The organism is Micromonospora sp. NPDC049662, from assembly GCF_040675055.1.
Taxonomy (GTDB): Bacteria; Actinomycetota; Actinomycetes; order Mycobacteriales; family Micromonosporaceae; genus Micromonospora.
In genome coordinates, this window is the sequence record NZ_JBFAOC010000011.1 from 89425 (window position 1) to 106691 (window position 17267).

Sequence of the window (17267 nt, forward strand, 5' to 3'; positions counted from 1 at the left end):
CCCATGGACACCGGTCTCCTGCCGTACCGCCGATCCACTGCGACGCCGCGGATCCGTCTCTACTGCCTGCCGTTCGCGGGCGGCAGCGCGGCGGCATATCTCGGCTGGGCCGATCGGCTGCCACCGGACGTCGAGCTGTGTCCGTTGCAGCTGCCCGGACGGGGCGCCCGGGCTGATGAGCCGCCGCGCACCCGGATCGCCGAGTTGAGCGCCGAGATCGCCCACGGCATAGCGGACGAACGGTACCGGCTGCCGTTCGTCCTGTTCGGGCACAGCATGGGCGGTCTGCTCGCGTACGAGACCGCCCAGATGTTGCGGGACAGGGGCGGTCCGGAGCCGCGGCGCCTGGTGGTCAGTAGCGCGCGCAGCCCGGACCGCTGGAACCGGCTCCGGACATCGTCCCACCTCGGCAGCGATGCCGCCTTGACCACGATGTTACGGGCGCAGGGCGGCACGCCGCCCGAGTTCTTCGATCACCCCGACCTGGTCGCCCGCGCCATTCCGATCCTGCGGGCGGACCTGGAGGCGTGCGAGCGCTACCGGTACGCCGAACGGCCCCCGCTCACCGTGCCGATCGATGTGCTGGGCGGGCGTGACGACCCCGAGGTCGACGAGGCTGACCTGCTCGGCTGGCGGAGGCACAGCACCGCGCCATCGTCGCTGCACGTGTTCGACGGGGGCCACTTCTACCAGGAGAGTTCGACGGACGCGATGTTCACCGTACTCACGGCCGTATTGTCCGGCATCTGCCTGCCTCGCCACTCCTCCTCGTGACCCGGCACCTCGCTGCCCCGCTGATCGGTCCTCGACCGGTCAGCGGGTCGTAGCGGGTTGCGGCGTCACCGGGCGGCGGTCGTTGCGCGCCGCGAGGTACAGCGGGGCGGCGACGGCCAGGATGATCGCACCGATCACCATCGCCGCGCTCAGGCTGATGGCGTCGGCCAGCGCGGTCAGCGTGACGAGTCCGAGTGCGGCGGCCGGCTGCGAGACCATCGAGTTCAGCGACAACACGGTGGCGCGCTCGTCGGTGCCGACCTGGCGGTGCAGCAGCGCGTTGTGCAGCGGGTTCGACGCGCCGTGCACGAGATAGCAGGCGAGGAACGCGGTGATGATGCCGGCGAGCCCGCCGAACAGTGCCATCGCGGCGACGGCGAGCCCCTGCAGGACCCGCATCAGGGCGGCGGCGAGCGGCGTGCCGACGCGTTCCGCAACCGGGATGATCAGAGCCGCGCCGGCTGCCGAGGCGATCCAGGCGAACGCTGTCAACGGCCCCATCAGCGAGGCGATCTGTTCCGTGTCTCCGGTTACCGCGGTCAGCCGGACCGCGGTAAGCGTCTCGAAGCTGACCATCCCGAATCCCCACAGGATCTCCACGGCGAGCAGGCAGATCAGCACACGGGAGCGGGTCATGAGCCGCGTTGCACTGGCGACCGTCCGTCCGAATCGGACCGACGGGCGGTCTCGTCCGGACCGTTCCGGCCGGTTCCGCGGCTCCTCGCGCAGCAGGACCGTCACGAACCCGAGCTCGATCACCCGCACCACGATCGCGATGACGACCGGCGTGACGATGCCGGGAACGCCGGGAATCGGCTGAACCGCAACGAGGAGGCCGCTCAGCAACGAGCCCGCGCCGATGGCGATGCTCATCACGGTGCCACCCAGACCGAGTCCGCGCTCGATGGAGGTGTCCGGGTCCCGGGCCAGGGTGCTGTCCACGAACCAGGCATCGAGCGGTCCGCTGTCGAGGGCCCGATAGACGCCCTGGATCAGGAAGTAGACGGCGAAGGCGGCAACCGACGACGCGAAGGCGAACAGCAGCAGGGAGCAGATGTTGACCGCGGAGGCGAAGAGCAGTACCGGTCGCCGACCGAACGTGTCGGCCGCGCCACCCGTCGGCACTTCGAGGCAGAGGATCGTCAGTCCCTGGATCGCCATGACCACGCCGAGTTGGCCGAGGCTGAGTCCACGCTGAAGCGGCAGGAGCACCAGCACCGGAATGATCAGGCCGCTGGGGAACCACCGAAGGGCGAGCAGGATCAGATAGTCGCGGCGGATCCTCGAGGCGTTGGTCGGCGGTGGCACAGCATTCCCTCCTTCGATCGGTGCACCCATCGAGCGCACGGGTTGGCCCTCGCCGGAACACGAAGGGGGAGCCGAAGCGTCGGTCAACCGCCTGACGCGGTCGGCGGCAGCGGCGCGATGATCAGAGTGATGTCGATCGGTACGGCACCCTCGGGCCGGCTCGCGGTGTCGCCGAGCGGACGGCGCTGCACCCAGAGCGAGATGAGGGCCTCCCAGGCGCGGTGCAGCTCGGCCAGCTCGTCGACGGTCAAATAGGCGAGGTTCTGTGAGACCCCGGTGTGCTCACTCCAGCGGGAATCCATCTCCGGGCGGCGTTGCTGCCACTCGGCCAACTGAGCGGCGCTGCGCTCCAGCACGAACCGCTCCAACATGCTCAGTCCCTCGTGGCCCTCGGCTGTCTCGCCGGGCTCCCAGTCCTGGGAAACGGCGGTCACCCGCCACGGGCGCTCCCGGTTGTCGCTGCGGCCGGCCTGCTCGACGAAGCCGTACTTCCCGAGCTGGCGCAGGTGATGGGAGGCGAGCGCCTGGCTGATCCTCAGCGCGCGCGCGGCCGTCGCAGCCGTCATGGTGCCCTCACGGCCGACGAGTGCGTGGAGCTTGAGTCGAAGCGGGTGGGCCAGAGCGCGCATGGCTACCGGGTCGCCGATGACGCGCCGCCGCCCACTTTCCAAGGACATGCTTGGAGTCTCCTCGCTTTCTGCCGAATGTCAAGCAGATGCTTGGGAATATCCCGCCCGGCGGGCTGCGGGCGGGCGGCGAACCTGGCCGGCCTTCTCCCGCGCCTGGCAACGCAGCAGATCATGGATCACCTGGTCGGTGCCGTCATCACGCCACAGGGCGAAGTAGTAGTAGGTGGCGGACTTCGGCGGCAGGTCGTGCGGCAGGTACGCCCACTGACACCCGGTCCGGTTCTGGTAGAAGATCGCGTTCACGATCTCCCTCAGCTCGTAGCGACCCTGATGCCCCGACACCGACGGGTGGCGGTCCTTCCACGCCTGCAGGAACGGTCCGACCACCGCCCACTGCTCATCGGTCAGGTCACTCGGATACGCCGCACGCTCACCCATGATCAGCCCAACGCGGCCGGACCCCACCGGTTACGACCACGGCTCACATTCCGCGCCAGGCCAAGGTGAACGATGAATCTCTCGCCGCTTCACGCTGAGGAGCCTCTCGTGCCGACCGGATCCCGGGCGGTCAGCCCGGGACCCTACAGGTAGCCTGATTTCAGGCGAGTGGAATAGCGCCGATAAGGCGCAACCCGTGTTGGGTATCGGTTCGTGTCGATCCTAGGACACGTTATTTCCCCACGAAGCGTGATTTCTCTTCGCGTTTCGAGCAATACCCGTCCCGTTGGACGGGGATTTTTGCTGTGGTGGCGAGGAAGCTCCCCGCCGGGGTGAGCGGGTAGATCGCGGGCTCGACTTCGATGGTCCACGCGTGGTGGTCACACACAATGATCATGTTGTTGGTGCTGCGGTGGTGCCGGCGAGCGGATCGGTCGTGCTCCGCTCAGTTCGTTGCGTCCTTTCCAACCCGGCGCTCTGTTTGTGCCCACAGGCGTGATGACATGCGGCTCTTTGTCTTCTTCCCGCCTGCACCTGCGGTCGCAGCGGTGCGGTGCTGTGGTTGTCTGGTGAAGATCGGCCCGGCGCGTTCAGCACGGTCCGACCGACTCGCCACGATCGCCGCCGTTCATGGCCCGTGCGCCAAGCGCAGCAGGGCTGTCTCACACATCGTGTCCGAGGTGCCGGTCAGTGACGGCGGCAGGATCGGGGCTGCCGTGCCCGCGGGGGCCGCGGCGGAGTTGATGCCCGTGGCTGCATGACGTCCAGTGCGTCGGGCCACACCGCTGGCGTGGTGAGGGCGGTCGCGGTCAGCTGGTCAGGTCGCGGCGGTTGAATGCCGCTACGGCGCCGGTCAGCAGGACCGCGGTGGTGGCGGTCAGGATGGTCAGGTCGGCCCATTGGAAGCCGTTACGCAGGGGTTCTCCGCCGATGTAGTAGTGGAAGGGGGAGGCGTAGCGGAGGGCGTCGGCGCCGATCTGGCTGGCGAAGGTGCTGGCGGCGTAGGTGAGGACGGCGATGCCCGCGCTGCCGGCGAGGGCGGCGGGTCGGCTGCCGGTGGCCGCGCCGACGGTCATCGCGACCGTCCCGAAGACGATGATCAGCAGGGCCAGGGCGAGACACTGGGCGGTGAACTCGCCGACGGTGATGCTGTCGAGTTGTGCGCCGGGCCGGATGGCCAGCAGGGCCAGCAGGACCACCACCGCGATGAGGATGGCGCTGACGGTGAGCGCGGCGAAGCGGTGCAGCAGCAGCCGGGTGCGGCTGACCGGGTGGGCGAGGAGTAGGTCGAGGTAGCCGGCTTCCTCATCGCCGGCGACTGCGCGGGTGCCGGTGACGATGCCGAAGATGACGGCGACCAGGGGCACGATGATGCCGAACACGCTGGAGCCGAGATACCCGGCGGCGGAGGAGAGGTCCTCCATCCGCAGCGCCTGCCGCAGCCCGGGGGAGAAGCCTTGGACGGTCTGTCCCATCGCGCGGTCGGCGACCTGGGGATAGAAGCCGGCATACATCGCTGCGAGCAGGGCGATGCCGGCGGTGAAACCGGCCAGGGCCCGCCGGCCGTCCCACAACGTCTTGGTCAGCAGGTTAGGCATGCGTGGTCTCCTTGCTTGCAGCGTCGGGCTGGTAGTAGGTGAGGAACAGCTGTTCCAGGTCGGGTTCGGTGGCACGGAGGCTCACGACCCGCTGCTGGGCGAGTACGCGGATGAGCCCGTCGGGGCTGCCGGCGAGGCGGAACCTCGCGGTCGGGCCGTCAGCGGTCAGGCCGGTCACCTCCGGCAGGGCGGCGAGTGCGGTGTCATCGACCGGGTCGGCGAAGGTGACCAGGAATTCGTGCACGCTGCGGTCGCGGAGTCGAGCCACCGTGTCGAGGGCGACGAGCTGGCCGTCGCGGATGATGCCGACCCGGTCGGCGACCGCCTCGACCTCGCTCATGATGTGCGAGGACATGAACACGGTCTGCCCGTCGGCTCTGGCTTCGCGGACCAGGTCGAGGAACGTCTGCTGCACCAGGGGGTCCAGCCCGGACGTCGGCTCGTCGAGGATCAACAGTTCGGGGCGGTGCATGAATGCCTGTACCAGGCCGATCTTCTGCCGGTTGCCCTTCGACAGGGTCTTGATCCGCGCGGTCAGATCCAACTCCAACCGCCCGGCCAGCTCGCCGATGCGGGCCTTCGGCACGCCTCCGCGCAGGTCGGCCAGGAACGTCAGGCACTCACCGACGCGCTGGCGGGGGTTGACCACGAACTCCCCGGCGAGATATCCGATCCGCCGGTGCAGCGCCACCGCGTCCCGGCGCGGGTCGTGCCCGAACACCAGCGCGTGTCCGCTGGTCGGTCGGATCAGGTCCAGTAGCACGCGGATGGTGGTCGACTTGCCAGCCCCATTCGGACCCAGGTAGCCGAACACCTCACCCTCGGCGACGGACAGGTCGAGGCCGCGCAGTCCCGTGCGGCGGCCGTAGGTCTTGGTCAGCTTCTCCAGCTGGATCACATCAGCCATGGCTTGCAGAGTATCGAATGTTCAAAGATTTCTGAAGATTGCAAGATGTTAGGCTTCTGGTCGATCGAGCGCGGGAGGGCGCGGATGGCTTTGAGTGGTCCAGCGGAGAAGCTGGCACTGACCCTCGCCGAGGGCGGGTTGCAACGGATGACGGCGCGAGTGCTGGCGGCGTTGCTGTTCACCGAGCAGGAGACGATGACCGCTGGCGAGATCGCGGACACCCTGGCCATCAGTTCCGGCAGCGTGTCCACCGCCATCAAGTCCCTCGGAACCGTCGGGTTGATCGAGCGAGTGCCCGCTCCGGGTAGTCGCCGCGAGCACTTCCGGCTTCGTGACGGCGCGTGGGCGACCCTCATGTCCGGCCAGAACGCGATGATCGGAAGCATGCGGGAAGCCGCCGAAGAAGGCATCACGGTGGCCGGCGTGGGCAGCCTCGCCGCAACCCGCCTTACCGAGATGCGCGACTTCTACGACTACCTCTGGCGTGAACTGCCGGCGCTCATCGACAGATGGCGGGACAAGAAGGACGATCAGTAAGTCCCCACTGCGCGCCGACATGGTTAACCACGGGATCCTGGCCGGGTTTGACGTGATGACCGAGTGAGCCCACGCACGCTGGAGGGTGATCATTGCCGATATGAGCGGACCGGATCTTCGGGCGGAGCCAGAGATGCAGGGTGGGGCAGATCGGCGGTTGGCCCGGTCGGCGAACTGGGAGCGGCTCACCGCAGCGCCGTTGACGGTGTTGTCGATGGTCTTCCTCGGGGTGTACGCGGCGCCGATCCTGCGCACCGATCTGGCGCCGGCGTGGCGGGACGCCTGCGCTGTGACGTCGGTCGTCATCTGGTTGCTGTTCTGGCTCGACATGCTGGTACGCCTGAAGCTGGCCACCGACCGGCGTCGGTTCCTGCGGGGCCACCTGTTCGACCTCGTCGTGCTGGCACTACCGGTGCTGCGCCCCTTGCGCGCCGTACGGCTGATCATGGTGGTGTTGACGATCAGCCGGCGCACGGAGGTCTGGGCGCGGGGCCGACTCGCCGTCTACGTCGCCACCACCACCGTGCTGCTGGTTCTGGTGTCCGCGCTCGCGGTGTTGGATGCCGAACGGTCCGGGGCCGATCCGAACATCACGTCGTTCGACGACGCCCTCTGGTGGGCGACAGTCACCATCACCACCGTCGGGTACGGCGACCACTACCCGGTCACCTCGATGGGGCGGTTCGTCGCGCTCGGGTTGATGATCGGGGGGATCGGTCTGATCGGTTTCGTCACGGGTTCGCTAGCGACCTGGATCGTGGAGCGGGTCGCTTCAGCCTCCGAGCAGCCGGCCGCCGCGACGAGCGCGGACGTCGCGGCGCTGCGGGCGGAGATCGCGGCGCTGCGTCAGCACGTCGAGGCGGCTGCGCCGAAAGGATTCTTGACCGAGCCGGACGGGCGGGCACCCGCACCGAGGCCCTCGCCATGACCGCTCGACTCCTCACCGGTGCGCCGGCTGGTCAGAAGTGTTTACCTTCCTGTGTCGGCTGCCGTCGAGCAGTCTGGCCAGACGAACGAGTCCGGCCTGGTTGGCCGCCGTGACCCGCGCAGCACACATCGCCTCCGGTTCGGTATCGCCCTCAATGACCTTCCACCGATGGAGGCGGGCACCGTATCTCGACCCCGTGCTAGCGAGGGGTGAGGTGGGACCATGAGCCCGGCCACCGCCCGCCTGTCTGCCCTGCGCGGCTGGATGCTTGTCGCGGCCATGACCGCCCTCGCGCATCCGGCCGTCCTCCTGTTCGGCTTGGCCGTGCTCGCCGCTGTGGCGGTCTTCCGCGACTGGGTGCCGTTCGTGTGGATCGTGCTCCCGGTGCTCGCATTCAACGTGATCCCCTTGTTGACGCATCGGCCACGATTCACCGGTCACGCCGTGCGTCCGGCCGATGAGCCCGAGCTGACCACCCTGGTGCGGCAGGTTGCCGAGCGCCTCGGCTTTGGCTTTCCGCTGCTCGCGCGGATCGTGGCCGAGCCGGAGGTCGCCGTCCTGCCCACCCGGACGTCGGGGTTTCGTACCTTCACCCTCTTCCTGGGTCTGCCGCTGGTGCGCCGGCTCACCGCTGCCGAAATCGCCGCCCTCGTGGCACGCGAGTTCGCTGAAGAACAGCATGCCGGGGACCGGCGGACCCAACTGCTGCTTCGCGCGCGGGGATCCCTGGTGGCCAGCATCGAGAACCGCCTCCGGGCTCCGGCCGTCCTGGTCGAGCGGTTGCTGCGGGCGAGCCGGGCTCGGGTCTGGCCGCTGGTCTTGGCCGCGGATGCCGATGCCGCCGCGGTTGCCGGCACGCCGGCCATCCGCGGTGCTCTCGTCGAGATCGGCATCATCGATGCGGCCTTCCACGCGCTCGGCGACACCTGGACGGAGGTGCTGGGCGAGGACGGGAACTACCCGGAGGACCTGTACGAAGCACTCGACGCGGCACTCGCCGATCCGTACGTCGCGCCGCGCCTAGCCGCCGCTGCTACTGCGGCCGACGAGGACGACCCGATGGGCATCGCGATCGAGCCCCCGCTGGCCGTCCGACTCGCCGCGCTACCCGAGCACCTCGGCCTCGGCTGGGACGCGAGCTCACCGGTGCCCCTGCGGAACGCCGACACGCTGGAGCGATGGTGCGTGCGGGACCTCGTCAGCGCACACGAGGTTCCGGACGAGCCTCGACCGGTTCGTCTCCTCGACCTCGCACCAGACCGCTTCGAGGCGAGCACGCGGGAGGTCGCGTCGCGTCTCATGCAGGTGACGGGTCAGGATTCCGTACGCGCCGCGGTGGCCATCGCGGCCGACGCCGTGGCGGACAGCACGTGGGCGCAACTGGCTCGGGCGCTCGACCCGGAGACGGGAAGGCTGCCAGCGCCGATGCGGGCCGCTGCGGCACGCGCCGTTCTGGTCGGCTACGTCGGGCATGTGATCAGCGGGGCGCTCCAGGAGGCCGGGTGGCCACGTGCCAGCCGGTGGACATCGAGCGTGCTGGTCGACCCCGCCGGTGGGCTGCTCGACGTCGAGGAACTGGTGGAGCACGTCGTCGACAGCGGTGATCCGGCTCGGGTACGGCAACTGCTGCCGCGCTTCACAGAGTGGGCCGTGCGATGAATGGTCAGAGGCCGGTTCTGCGCGTCGCGCTTCTGGCGCTCGCCGCCACCATGCTCGCGTTCGCCATTGTCGGGAGCGTCCTCGGCTGGAAGGGGTACCGGTACGCCAGCGCGCAGGCACGAGCCACTGCGGTGGTCGAGGGCATCGTCGTCGAGGACGGGATCGGGGACCTCGACGACATCCGTGTCCGATGGGTGGACCAGGCGGGCCAGGAACACGTGCAGCGCTTCGGCATCTACGACACCGACCGGTACACGAAGGACCGACCGTTCCCGGTCGCGTACGACCCGGCCGAGCCCACGCCCCGTGGCTTCCCGGCCGACCCGGACGAGACCAGCAACGAGGACGATCTGACGGTTCCGATCGTGATCTCGGGCTTCGTGGCCGTATTGGTCGTGCTGACCTGGGCGCTACGTGGCATCCTGTTCCGACGAGCCGCGGGTCGGCCGAGTTCTCTCCTGGAGGCATCGGTACTCGCCGGCGACAGACCGGACGGCCCACCGATATCGGTCGGTAACAGCACCTGGATCGCCCTCGCAACGAACAGACACCGCGGTCCCGACCGCTGGCAGCGGGTCATGTGGCACCCGGTCGTGGACTCGGTGAGCGGCACCGTTCACGTCACGGTCCACGGCGACGTCTCGACAAAGCGCCGAGTGGTCATCGAGATGCCGGGCCAGGTGCGGCTGGTGCCGATTGGCCGGCTACGACATCAGCCGCCGAAGCGAGTGGTGCTGGACGAACGAGCCGACGTCAGTGACGCGCTCCGCGACCTCGTCATCCTCCCGGCCGGGGCGTCGCCGCCCCGGGCTCGACCATGGTGGTGGCGCGCGGCGGTCTTCGCCCTGGTAGGAGCAGCATTCGGCGGGATATGCGGCGTGTTGTTCCTCGGCAGCGGCACGGGCGTCCCGCTGGCCGCCGTTGTGGGCGCGGCACTGCTGATCAACGTCTGGGCATTTACCGGAGCTGAGCCTTGAATCCTGGCCCACCGCCGCCTCGATGCCGGTGAGATGAGCAGGAGGAGAAGCCCGAGGGTAGCCATCGACCCCGCAATCGTTCAGGAGCGCCCCGGCAAGCCCGCAGAAGACGGAACCGTGACCGGCATCTAACGTCCACTGACGGACAGTGGCGTGCTAATCGGTGGTGGCGAAACGTTCGACGTTGTCCAGGGTGCCGACGACGAGGATGAGGTCGCCGTAGGCGAGGACGGTCTCGGGGGTGGCGTAGGTGAAGGCGCGGGGTTTGCCGCCGGGTACCGCTGCCTGGGGTTTGACGGCCACGACGGTGACGCCCCATTTGCTGCGGAGGCGGGATTCGCGTAGTGGCAGGCCGACGATGTCCCGGGGTGGGGTGGTCTTGATGACGGCGAAGTCGGCGTCGACTTCGACGTAGTCGAGGATTCTCCCGGAGAGCAGGTGGGCGACGCGTTCGCCCATGTCGTGCTCGGGTGCGACGACGTGGTGGGCGCCGACGCGGGTGAGGATGTTGCTGTGCTGGCCGCTGATTGCTTTGGCCCAGATGTCGGGGATGCCGAGTTCGGCCAGCAGGCTGGTGGTGAGGATGCTGGCCTGGATGTCCGTGCCGATGGCCACCACGGCGCGGTGGAACTCGGCCAGGCCAAGTTGCCGCAGGGCTTCGATGTCGGTGGAGTCGGCGGTGACGACGTGTGGCAATTGTCCGGAGAGGGCCTGGACGGCCTTCGGGCGGTGGTCGATGCCGAGAACCTCGGTTCCTCGGCTGACCAGTTCCAGGGCCAGGGCGGAGCCGAACCGGCCCAGCCCGATCACGACCACGGGTTCGGTGCGTGCCTCAGCCAACGATCGTCCTTTCCTCGGGTAACTCGAAGCGGCGGTTGCGTTCGCGCAGCGCCAGCGCCGAGGCCAGGGTCAGCGGACCGACCCGGCCGGCGAACATCAGCACCACCAGCAGCAGGTCCGCCTGCGGCGGTAGGTTTCCGGTGATGCCGGTGGACAGGCCCACGGTGGCGAACGCGGACACCGCCTCGAACAGCACCACGTCGAGCCGGTACGAGGTGATAGCCAACAGCGCGAAGGTGGCGGTGACCACCGCGCCGACCCCGAGCAGGGCGACCGCGAGCGCCTGGCGCTGGTTGCTCGCGGGGATGCTCCGCCGGCCGACGTTGACGTGGAGCTCGCCGCGCATCTCCGACCAGAGCACGAATGCCAGCAGCCCGAAGGTGCTGACCTTGATCCCGCCGGCGGTGCCGGCGCTGCCACCGCCGATGAACATCAGCACGTCGCTGGCGAGCAGGCTCTCTGGCCGCATCCCGCCGATGTCGACGCTGTTGAACCCGGCCGTGCGGGTCATGGCCGAGGCGAAGAACCCGGCCAACAGTTTCTCCCCGCCGCCGAGCGGGCCGAGGGTACGCGGGTTGGAGAACTCGGCGAGGGTGAGCACAAGGGTGCCGAGCACGAGCAGCGTACCCGTGAGGGCGAGGGTGATGCGGGTCAGCACCGACCAGAGCGCGGGGCGGCGCCAGCCTTTGAGCAGTTCGAACACGACCGGAAAGCCCAGCCCGCCCAGGATGACCGCGGCGGCGATGGGCAGGCAAATCCAGGGGTCGGTGGCGTAGCCGACGAGGCTGTCGGCGTTGGTGGAGAAGCCCGCGTTGTTGAACGCCGACACCGCGTGGAACACCCCGTCGTACAGCGCCTCGCCGAACGGCTCGTCATAGCCGGTGATGAACCGGAGCGTCAACACCACCGCGACGACGGCTTCGCTGGCGAGGCTGAACAGCACGATCCGGCGGACCACCGCGCGCACGTCGGTGAGGTCGAGGCTCTTCGTCTCCGCCTGTGCCAGGAACCGGGCCCGTAGGCCAAGTCGCCGCGACAGCAGCACGGTGAACAACGTCGCCAGCGTCATGATGCCCAGGCCGCCGGCCTGAATGAGCAGCAGGATCACCGCTTGGCCGAAGCTGGACCAGTAGCTGCCGGTGTCGACGGTGACCAGGCCGGTCACGCACACCGCCGAGGTCGCGGTAAAAACCACATCCATCAGTTCGGCGCGCTGGCCGGAACGGGTGGCCACGGGCAGCGACAACAGGCCGGTACCGACCGCCACCGCCGTGCCGAAGCCGACCGCGATGACCTGCGCGGGATGCCACAGTCGCCTACTTCGCCGCTGCCACGTCGGCACCGGGTCTAGCATCCGTCGGCCGCGCCGGTGCGCCGGGTGCCCACGCCGGCGCCCCTAGCGCGCACGCCCCATGGGGTCATCTGGCCGGTCCGGATCATGAACCGCATGCTCTCACGGCCGTTCGGGACGGTCGCCCCACCCATCAGCTCACCGCGCGGACCGGTGGGCTACAGCCGCAGGTCGCGTCTCCGGTATGTCGCCAGGCCGACCAGGAGGGCCAGGGCCGCCACCGCGACCATGGCGGCCATCGCCGGCCAGTCCGGCGTCGTCGAGGGCACGGCCGCGAGATGGGTGTACGGCGAAAGCCCGCGTACCCAGCCCGGCGCGTCGACGCTGTCGGCGACGACCGTGAGCAGGAACCCACCAGCGGTCGGCACCACGCCCCACGCCACCACACCCTGCGTCGTGTGACCGAGTGTGACGACCGCTGCGGCGAGGCTGAGCAGCACGACCGGGAGGACGTTCCAGGCGCCGGCGAGCGCCGCCGGCAGTGGCAACCCGGCACCGACCAGGTTCGAGCCCAGCCATGCGGCCACTGCGGCGACGGTGACGAGGACCGCCGCGCCCGCCGTGGTGGTGAGGATCTCGGCGCCGAGCAGCCGGACGCGGGTGGTCGGCCCGGCGTGCAGCAGGGTCAGGCGGCCGCTGGTCTCCGCTGCGGCGAACGCGCCGAGACGGACGGCGGTGAACGCGCCAACCGGTATGGCGAGCAGGGCGAAGAGCGTGGCCGCGTACCCGCGGACGGTGTGCAGGCCGGCGAAGCCGGCCTGCGCCGCCAGGTCCGCGAAGCGCGGATTGTCTGCGAGGAACGTCGTCAGCGACTCGGCGAGCAGACCGATCAGCAGGAAGTACCCGCCGACCCCGGTCGACCAACCCGCCAACGACCGCAGTAGCCGTCGAACGCTGAAGGCCGTTACCGAGCCGAGCAGCCGCAGCCGTGCCGGCCGTCCGGAAGCGGGGGAGAGGAGTCCTTCCCGGACGTCCCGCCGCCGCATCAGGGCGAGCGCGCCGACGGTGAGCGCGATCGCGGTGAACCCGAGAACGGCCAGGGGCGCCAACCGGTCGTTCCGGTACGGACCGACCAATGCCAGTGGACCGTATGGTGGCAGCCAGCGCAGCCAACCGAGGACGGTGACTCCGTCGCCGACCATCCGTGTCAGTAGTCCCACCCCGAGAAACGCCAGCGTGGCTCCGGTCGCCGCGGACCTGGCCGGGAAGACCTGCGCGGCGAGGGCCGCCGCCGCGACCGCCACCGCACCGGCCAACGCCAGACCGGTGGCGTGTACGACCGCCCCCCGCACCGGCGTGCCGACCGAGGCGAGCGCCGTGGCGAGCGCCGCCCCCACAAGGATCATCGCGGCCGTCAGCACCGCGAGGTGCCGGGCGAGTAGTGCGCTGCGGCCCAATCGTCCGGCGAGCAGCAGGTCCCAGCGACCGGCTTCCTCCTCGCCCCGGGTGACGCGGGTGGTGACGAGCGCTCCCCACACCGACAACAGCACAGCAAGGACGGTGCCGGTGCGCCAGACCGTGAAACCGCCGACGGTGTCGAGGCCGACGGGCTCGCCGAACAGGGTGCGGATCGCCGGATTACCGGCCAGCGCGGCGAGGGCCTCGGCGCCGCCACCGTCGCTGATCGTCTCGGTGTAGGTGACGGCGACGAGCACCGACATGCCGACCACCACGGTGAGCACGATGGCCGTTCCACGACGTACCTGCCGGACGACCAGGCGGGTAACGGTCCCACCAGCGCTCGCGCGGACCGGCCGGGCATGCTCCGGTGCGACGATGACGGTCATCGGGACGTCTCCCCGTAGTAGCCGAGGAAGATCTCCTCCAGGCTCGGCTCCCGGACGGTGAGCGCGGTGACGTCGGTGGCGGCGAGGGCGCGCAGTGCCGGTGCCGGCGGTCCGGTCATCGTGAAGCGGAGCATGCCGCTGTCCTGAGCGACGAGTTCCACCCCGGCTACGTCGCGCAGGTCGGGTACGGAGCCGCTGAACCGGGCGGTCACCTCGGTGCGCCGCAGCCGGCGCAGTGCACTGACGCCCGCGACGTCGACGAGTCGACCACTGCGCAGGATGGCCACCCGGTCGCAGACCGCTTCGACCTCGGCGAGCTGATGCGAGCAGAGGAAGACGGTTTGCCCATTGTCCCGGGCGACCGCGACAGCACGGCGGAACTGAAGCTCCATCAGCGGGTCCAGGCCGCTGGTCGGCTCGTCGAGGACCAGCAGTGGGGCGCGGGTGGCGAACGCCGCGATCAGGGCGACCTTCTGCCGGTTACCGGTGGAATAGGCGCGAGCCGGGGTGGACAGATCGAGCGCGAAGCGTTCGACCAACTCGTCCCGGTAAGCGCGATCGACCGCCGGCCCGGTCGCGGCGAGTAGCTCCAGGGTCTCCGCGCCGGTGAGCTGCGGCCACAGCGCCACGTCGGCCGGCACGTACGCCAGCAGCCGGTGAGCCGCGGAAACGTCCCCGGCATCGGCGTCGAAGATCCAGGCCTGGCCGGCGGTGGGCCGGGCCAGTCCGAGCAGGAGCCGGATCGTGGTGGACTTCCCGGCACCGTTCGGGCCGAGGAACCCGAACACCTCGCCCGCCGGCACGTCGAGGTTCAGCTCGTCCAGGGCCAGCAGTTTGCCGTAGCGTTTGGTCAGGCGATGGGTGCGGATGGCGGACGCAGTCATACGGTCCCTCCGGTCGACGACGTTGCACGACTGCCGACCAGGCTTCCCGGCACACCGGCCATCACGGTACTCCGGTATGTCACCTCGGGGATAGGGCAGCGAATCCGGCTGGCGCTGGCCGTAGTCGCGTCTCGTGTCGGTGGCCGTTACGATCACCGGGATCCGTGGAGCGCCGGGAAGTCTGGTCGGCACCGTGCTGGTTCGCGCTCTCGGAGGGGTTTCCTTGCTGCTGCTGTGCTTCGCCGCCGTCCTGCTGGCCGCTGTGCTCGTCTCGGCACTGGCACACCGCACCATCCTGTCCACCGCGGCGCTGTTCCTGCTTGCTGGGTTTTTGCTCGGCGAGGACACCACCGGTGTGCTGCACCTGCGCGCCGACTCGCCGATCGTGGCGCAACTCGCCGAGCTGGCGCTGTTCGCGGTGCTGTTCACCGACGGGATGCGGGTCGGTTGGGCAGACCTCCGCTCGGCGTGGCGGCTGCCCGGACGCGCACTCGGTTGGGGACTACCGCTCACCCTGCCGATCACCGCGGTGCTTCCGCCGCCGACATTGGCAACTCGACCAGGGGGATTGCCAGCCCTGGGAGCCTCTCGGCCGGTCGCTGAGAGTGTCACATCCCAGCGGTAACTTCGGCGCGGTGGCCAATGGGGGAGCAAGTCGTCCGTGGCAGCACCGAAGAAGTACCCCGACGAGCTACGTCATCGCGCTCTGCGCTTGTATCGCGAGTCGTCGGACTCGAAGCGCGGGTCGAACTACACGCAAACGCTCCCGACGAAGCCGGTGCACCGGGCCGGTGGAGCTCTCGCGGGTCACAGTGATGGCATCGAGCTGCGGCTGCGCCGTCGCCTTGGGCCCGATCCCAGGTCGTGTCGCCGCCGCAGGTGCGGCGCTGGCGATTGAGGAAGCAGCCCACTGCAACAACCAAGATCAGCCGTCAATGTGACACCGCCGACCCCTGGTGCCGGAGAAGCGGGATCCCGGACCTAGGCCGAACTTCGGTGGCGGCTCCCGGTTGTCACGACGGGCCGAGGCCGTTGAGGAAGGTCTCCACGACCAGGTCGGCCGCCCGTGGGGGAGCCGTTTCGGGGAAGTGATGGGCGGCGGTCTCCACCAGTTGGTCGAGGACCGCCCGCGCCCAGGCCGGGGAGGTGTCGGGGCGAAGGTAGCCCTCATCGGAAGCGCGTTTGAGGAAGTCATTCAGTCGCTGACTCTGCTGCTGACGTCGTCTGTCGGCGGCGGGATCCGCGCGCATCATGTGGCGCGTGTCGACGGGCCAGTCACGGCTGACCGGAATGATCCCTTCCACGTAGCGGTGCAATGCGACCGCTACCGGCGCCTCCGTAAGCCGCGAGTCGTCGAGGACTCGCTCCGCCGAGTCGAGCTTGGCCTGGAAGACGGCGCTGAGCAGGGCTTCGCGATTGGCGAAGCGGCGGTGAACGGTGGTGCGGTCCACTCCCGCCGCGCTGGCTATGGCGGAGATCGAGGTGCTCGGGTCCTCCGCCAGCAGGCGGGCCCCGGTGCGCAGGACGGCAGCGAGGTTGCGGGCGGCGTCAGCTCTCATGATAGCTCCAAGCGTAACAGTGGTAGTAGATAACCTCACGATCATCCTCATAGAGGAGCTGCTCAAGTCAGTTAGTGCTACAGTCAAGTGGTGGTTAGGTGAGAATCTGCTACGCACATCTCGTGGCACAGGCAGGCTGAATCCGAGTGGGTTCAGTTCTAGACAGAAGGAGGCACCATGGCACGGACATGGCTGATCACCGGCGGTTCCCAGGGTCTCGGGAAGGCCCTGACCCTGGCGGCACTCGGGGCAGGCGATCGAGTTGCGGTGACCTCGCGCAACCCAGATTCGCTGACGGACCTGACTCGGGAGCACCCGGAGCGGCTCCTGACCCTGCCGCTGGACGTCACCTCGCCTGAGGCGTGCCGCGACGTGGTCGCGGCGGCCGTCGACAAGTTCGGCTCCCTCGACGTGGTGATCAACAATGCCGGTTACGCCGCCAGCAGTTCGGTGGAGGACTTCCCGGAGGATGAGTTCCGGGCACAGGTCGACGCAAACCTGTACGGAACCGTCAACGTGACCAGGGCGGCGCTGCCCGTCCTGCGCCGCCAGCGCGCCGGACACATCGTGCAGATCTCGTCCATCGGCGGGCGGGTCGGCGGCACCCCAGGCCTCAGCGCCTACCAGACGGCGAAATTCGGCGTCGAGGGCTTCTCCGAGGTGCTGGCGAACGAGGTCGCCCCGTTGGGCATCAAGGTGACGATCGTCGAGCCGGGCGGCATCCGTACCGGTTGGGCCGCCGGGGCCGCGACCGCCTCCGGCCAGCTCAGCAAGGGCTACGAGCAGACCGTCGGCGCGTGGTTGGAGCGGTTCGCGGCCTACGCCGGCAACGAGCCTGGTGACCCGGCCCGGATGGCAAAGGCGATCGTCGACATCCTCGACGTGCCGGAGCCCCCTCGCCGACTGCTGCTCGGCAGCGACGCCCTGGAGATCGCGTTGCAATCGGGCGACGAGCGCAACACGGAGGCCCGGACGTGGGCCGAGGTCAGTCGTTCCACGGACCACCCGGTTGAGTCCTGACCGCCAGAGCCCGGCGACCTGCGGACTGTTCGTGGCCGAGCATGCGCTCAGGCCGCTTGTCGCGGCTCGGT

Annotated in this window: 15 protein-coding genes and 2 pseudogenes; 7 read left to right on the plus strand and 10 right to left on the minus strand. The window is 69.2% G+C overall.

What is annotated here, in order from left to right; translation table 11 throughout:
• The first annotated feature begins 3 nt into the window (after window positions 1–3).
• Window positions 4–774 (plus strand): alpha/beta fold hydrolase, encoded by a 771-nt coding sequence (locus tag AB0J36_RS11550; RefSeq protein ID WP_091606449.1) that lies wholly within the window; start codon window positions 4–6, stop codon window positions 772–774.
• 39 nt (window positions 775–813) lie between these two features.
• On the opposite strand, the gene AB0J36_RS11555 is transcribed toward AB0J36_RS11550, so the two are convergent.
• The 5 genes and pseudogenes from AB0J36_RS11555 to AB0J36_RS11575 all read right to left on the minus strand — a co-directional run bounded on the left by AB0J36_RS11555 (window position 814) and on the right by AB0J36_RS11575 (window position 5654).
• Window positions 814–2082, minus strand: a complete 1269-nt coding sequence (locus AB0J36_RS11555; RefSeq protein WP_176730629.1) for an MFS transporter — start codon at window positions 2080–2082, stop codon at window positions 814–816.
• A gap of 83 nt (window positions 2083–2165) precedes the next feature.
• Window positions 2166–2759, minus strand: coding sequence for a helix-turn-helix domain-containing protein (locus AB0J36_RS11560; protein ID WP_357128476.1), 594 nt, complete (start codon window positions 2757–2759; stop codon window positions 2166–2168).
• 84 nt (window positions 2760–2843) lie between these two features.
• Window positions 2844–3149: pseudogene (locus tag AB0J36_RS11565) on the minus strand (transposase); the annotation flags it as partial.
• A gap of 809 nt (window positions 3150–3958) precedes the next feature.
• Complete coding sequence (locus AB0J36_RS11570; RefSeq protein WP_357128479.1) at window positions 3959–4747, minus strand: ABC transporter permease subunit; 789 nt, start codon at window positions 4745–4747, stop codon at window positions 3959–3961.
• Window positions 4740–5654 carry an ABC transporter ATP-binding protein gene (locus AB0J36_RS11575; RefSeq protein ID WP_357128482.1) on the minus strand — a complete coding sequence of 305 codons (915 nt, stop codon included), beginning with the start codon at window positions 5652–5654 and terminating at the stop codon, window positions 4740–4742. The genes AB0J36_RS11570 and AB0J36_RS11575 overlap by 8 nt, the downstream gene beginning before the upstream one ends.
• A gap of 84 nt (window positions 5655–5738) precedes the next feature.
• Between AB0J36_RS11575 and AB0J36_RS11580 the strand changes: the two genes are divergently transcribed.
• The 4 genes from AB0J36_RS11580 (at window position 5739) to AB0J36_RS11595 (ending at window position 9755) form a co-directional block, all read left to right on the plus strand.
• Entirely contained in the window at window positions 5739–6191 is a 453-nt protein-coding gene (locus tag AB0J36_RS11580) for a MarR family transcriptional regulator (protein WP_357128484.1), read from the plus strand.
• Between the two features lie 133 nt (window positions 6192–6324).
• On the plus strand, window positions 6325–7119 hold the full coding sequence (locus tag AB0J36_RS11585; protein ID WP_357392387.1) for a potassium channel family protein: 795 nt from the start codon (window positions 6325–6327) through the stop codon (window positions 7117–7119).
• A gap of 222 nt (window positions 7120–7341) precedes the next feature.
• Window positions 7342–8778, plus strand: coding sequence for a hypothetical protein (locus AB0J36_RS11590; protein WP_357392388.1), 1437 nt, complete (start codon window positions 7342–7344; stop codon window positions 8776–8778).
• Entirely contained in the window at window positions 8775–9755 is a 981-nt protein-coding gene (locus AB0J36_RS11595) for a hypothetical protein (protein WP_357174158.1), read from the plus strand. The genes AB0J36_RS11590 and AB0J36_RS11595 overlap by 4 nt, the downstream gene beginning before the upstream one ends.
• 156 nt (window positions 9756–9911) lie before the next feature.
• Here AB0J36_RS11595 and AB0J36_RS11600 read toward each other — a convergent pair whose 3' ends face one another.
• The 4 genes from AB0J36_RS11600 to AB0J36_RS11615 form a co-directional block, all read right to left on the minus strand.
• Window positions 9912–10595 carry a TrkA family potassium uptake protein gene (locus AB0J36_RS11600; protein ID WP_357128496.1) on the minus strand — a complete coding sequence of 228 codons (684 nt, stop codon included), beginning with the start codon at window positions 10593–10595 and terminating at the stop codon, window positions 9912–9914.
• Window positions 10588–11937, minus strand: coding sequence for a potassium transporter TrkG (locus tag AB0J36_RS11605; protein ID WP_357128499.1), 1350 nt, complete (start codon window positions 11935–11937; stop codon window positions 10588–10590). Before AB0J36_RS11605 ends, AB0J36_RS11600 begins: the two co-directional genes overlap by 8 nt.
• Window positions 11938–12104: 167 nt before the next feature.
• Window positions 12105–13733 (minus strand): hypothetical protein, encoded by a 1629-nt coding sequence (locus AB0J36_RS11610; protein ID WP_357392389.1) that lies wholly within the window; start codon window positions 13731–13733, stop codon window positions 12105–12107.
• Window positions 13730–14617, minus strand: coding sequence for an ABC transporter ATP-binding protein (locus tag AB0J36_RS11615; RefSeq protein WP_357128505.1), 888 nt, complete (start codon window positions 14615–14617; stop codon window positions 13730–13732). Before AB0J36_RS11615 ends, AB0J36_RS11610 begins: the two co-directional genes overlap by 4 nt.
• 223 nt (window positions 14618–14840) lie before the next feature.
• On the opposite strand from AB0J36_RS11615, the pseudogene AB0J36_RS11620 reads away from it, so the two are divergent.
• A pseudogene (locus AB0J36_RS11620) lies at window positions 14841–15152 on the plus strand (cation:proton antiporter); the annotation flags it as partial.
• Window positions 15153–15630: 478 nt separating this feature from the next.
• On the opposite strand, the gene AB0J36_RS11625 reads toward AB0J36_RS11620, so the two are convergent.
• Window positions 15631–16176 (minus strand): helix-turn-helix domain-containing protein, encoded by a 546-nt coding sequence (locus tag AB0J36_RS11625; protein ID WP_357128508.1) that lies wholly within the window; start codon window positions 16174–16176, stop codon window positions 15631–15633.
• A gap of 177 nt (window positions 16177–16353) precedes the next feature.
• On the opposite strand from AB0J36_RS11625, the gene AB0J36_RS11630 reads away from it, so the two are divergent.
• The gene (locus AB0J36_RS11630) at window positions 16354–17196 is read left to right on the plus strand and encodes an oxidoreductase (protein WP_357128511.1); all 843 of its coding nucleotides are present in this window, start codon (window positions 16354–16356) and stop codon (window positions 17194–17196) included.
• Window positions 17197–17267: the final 71 nt, after the last annotated feature.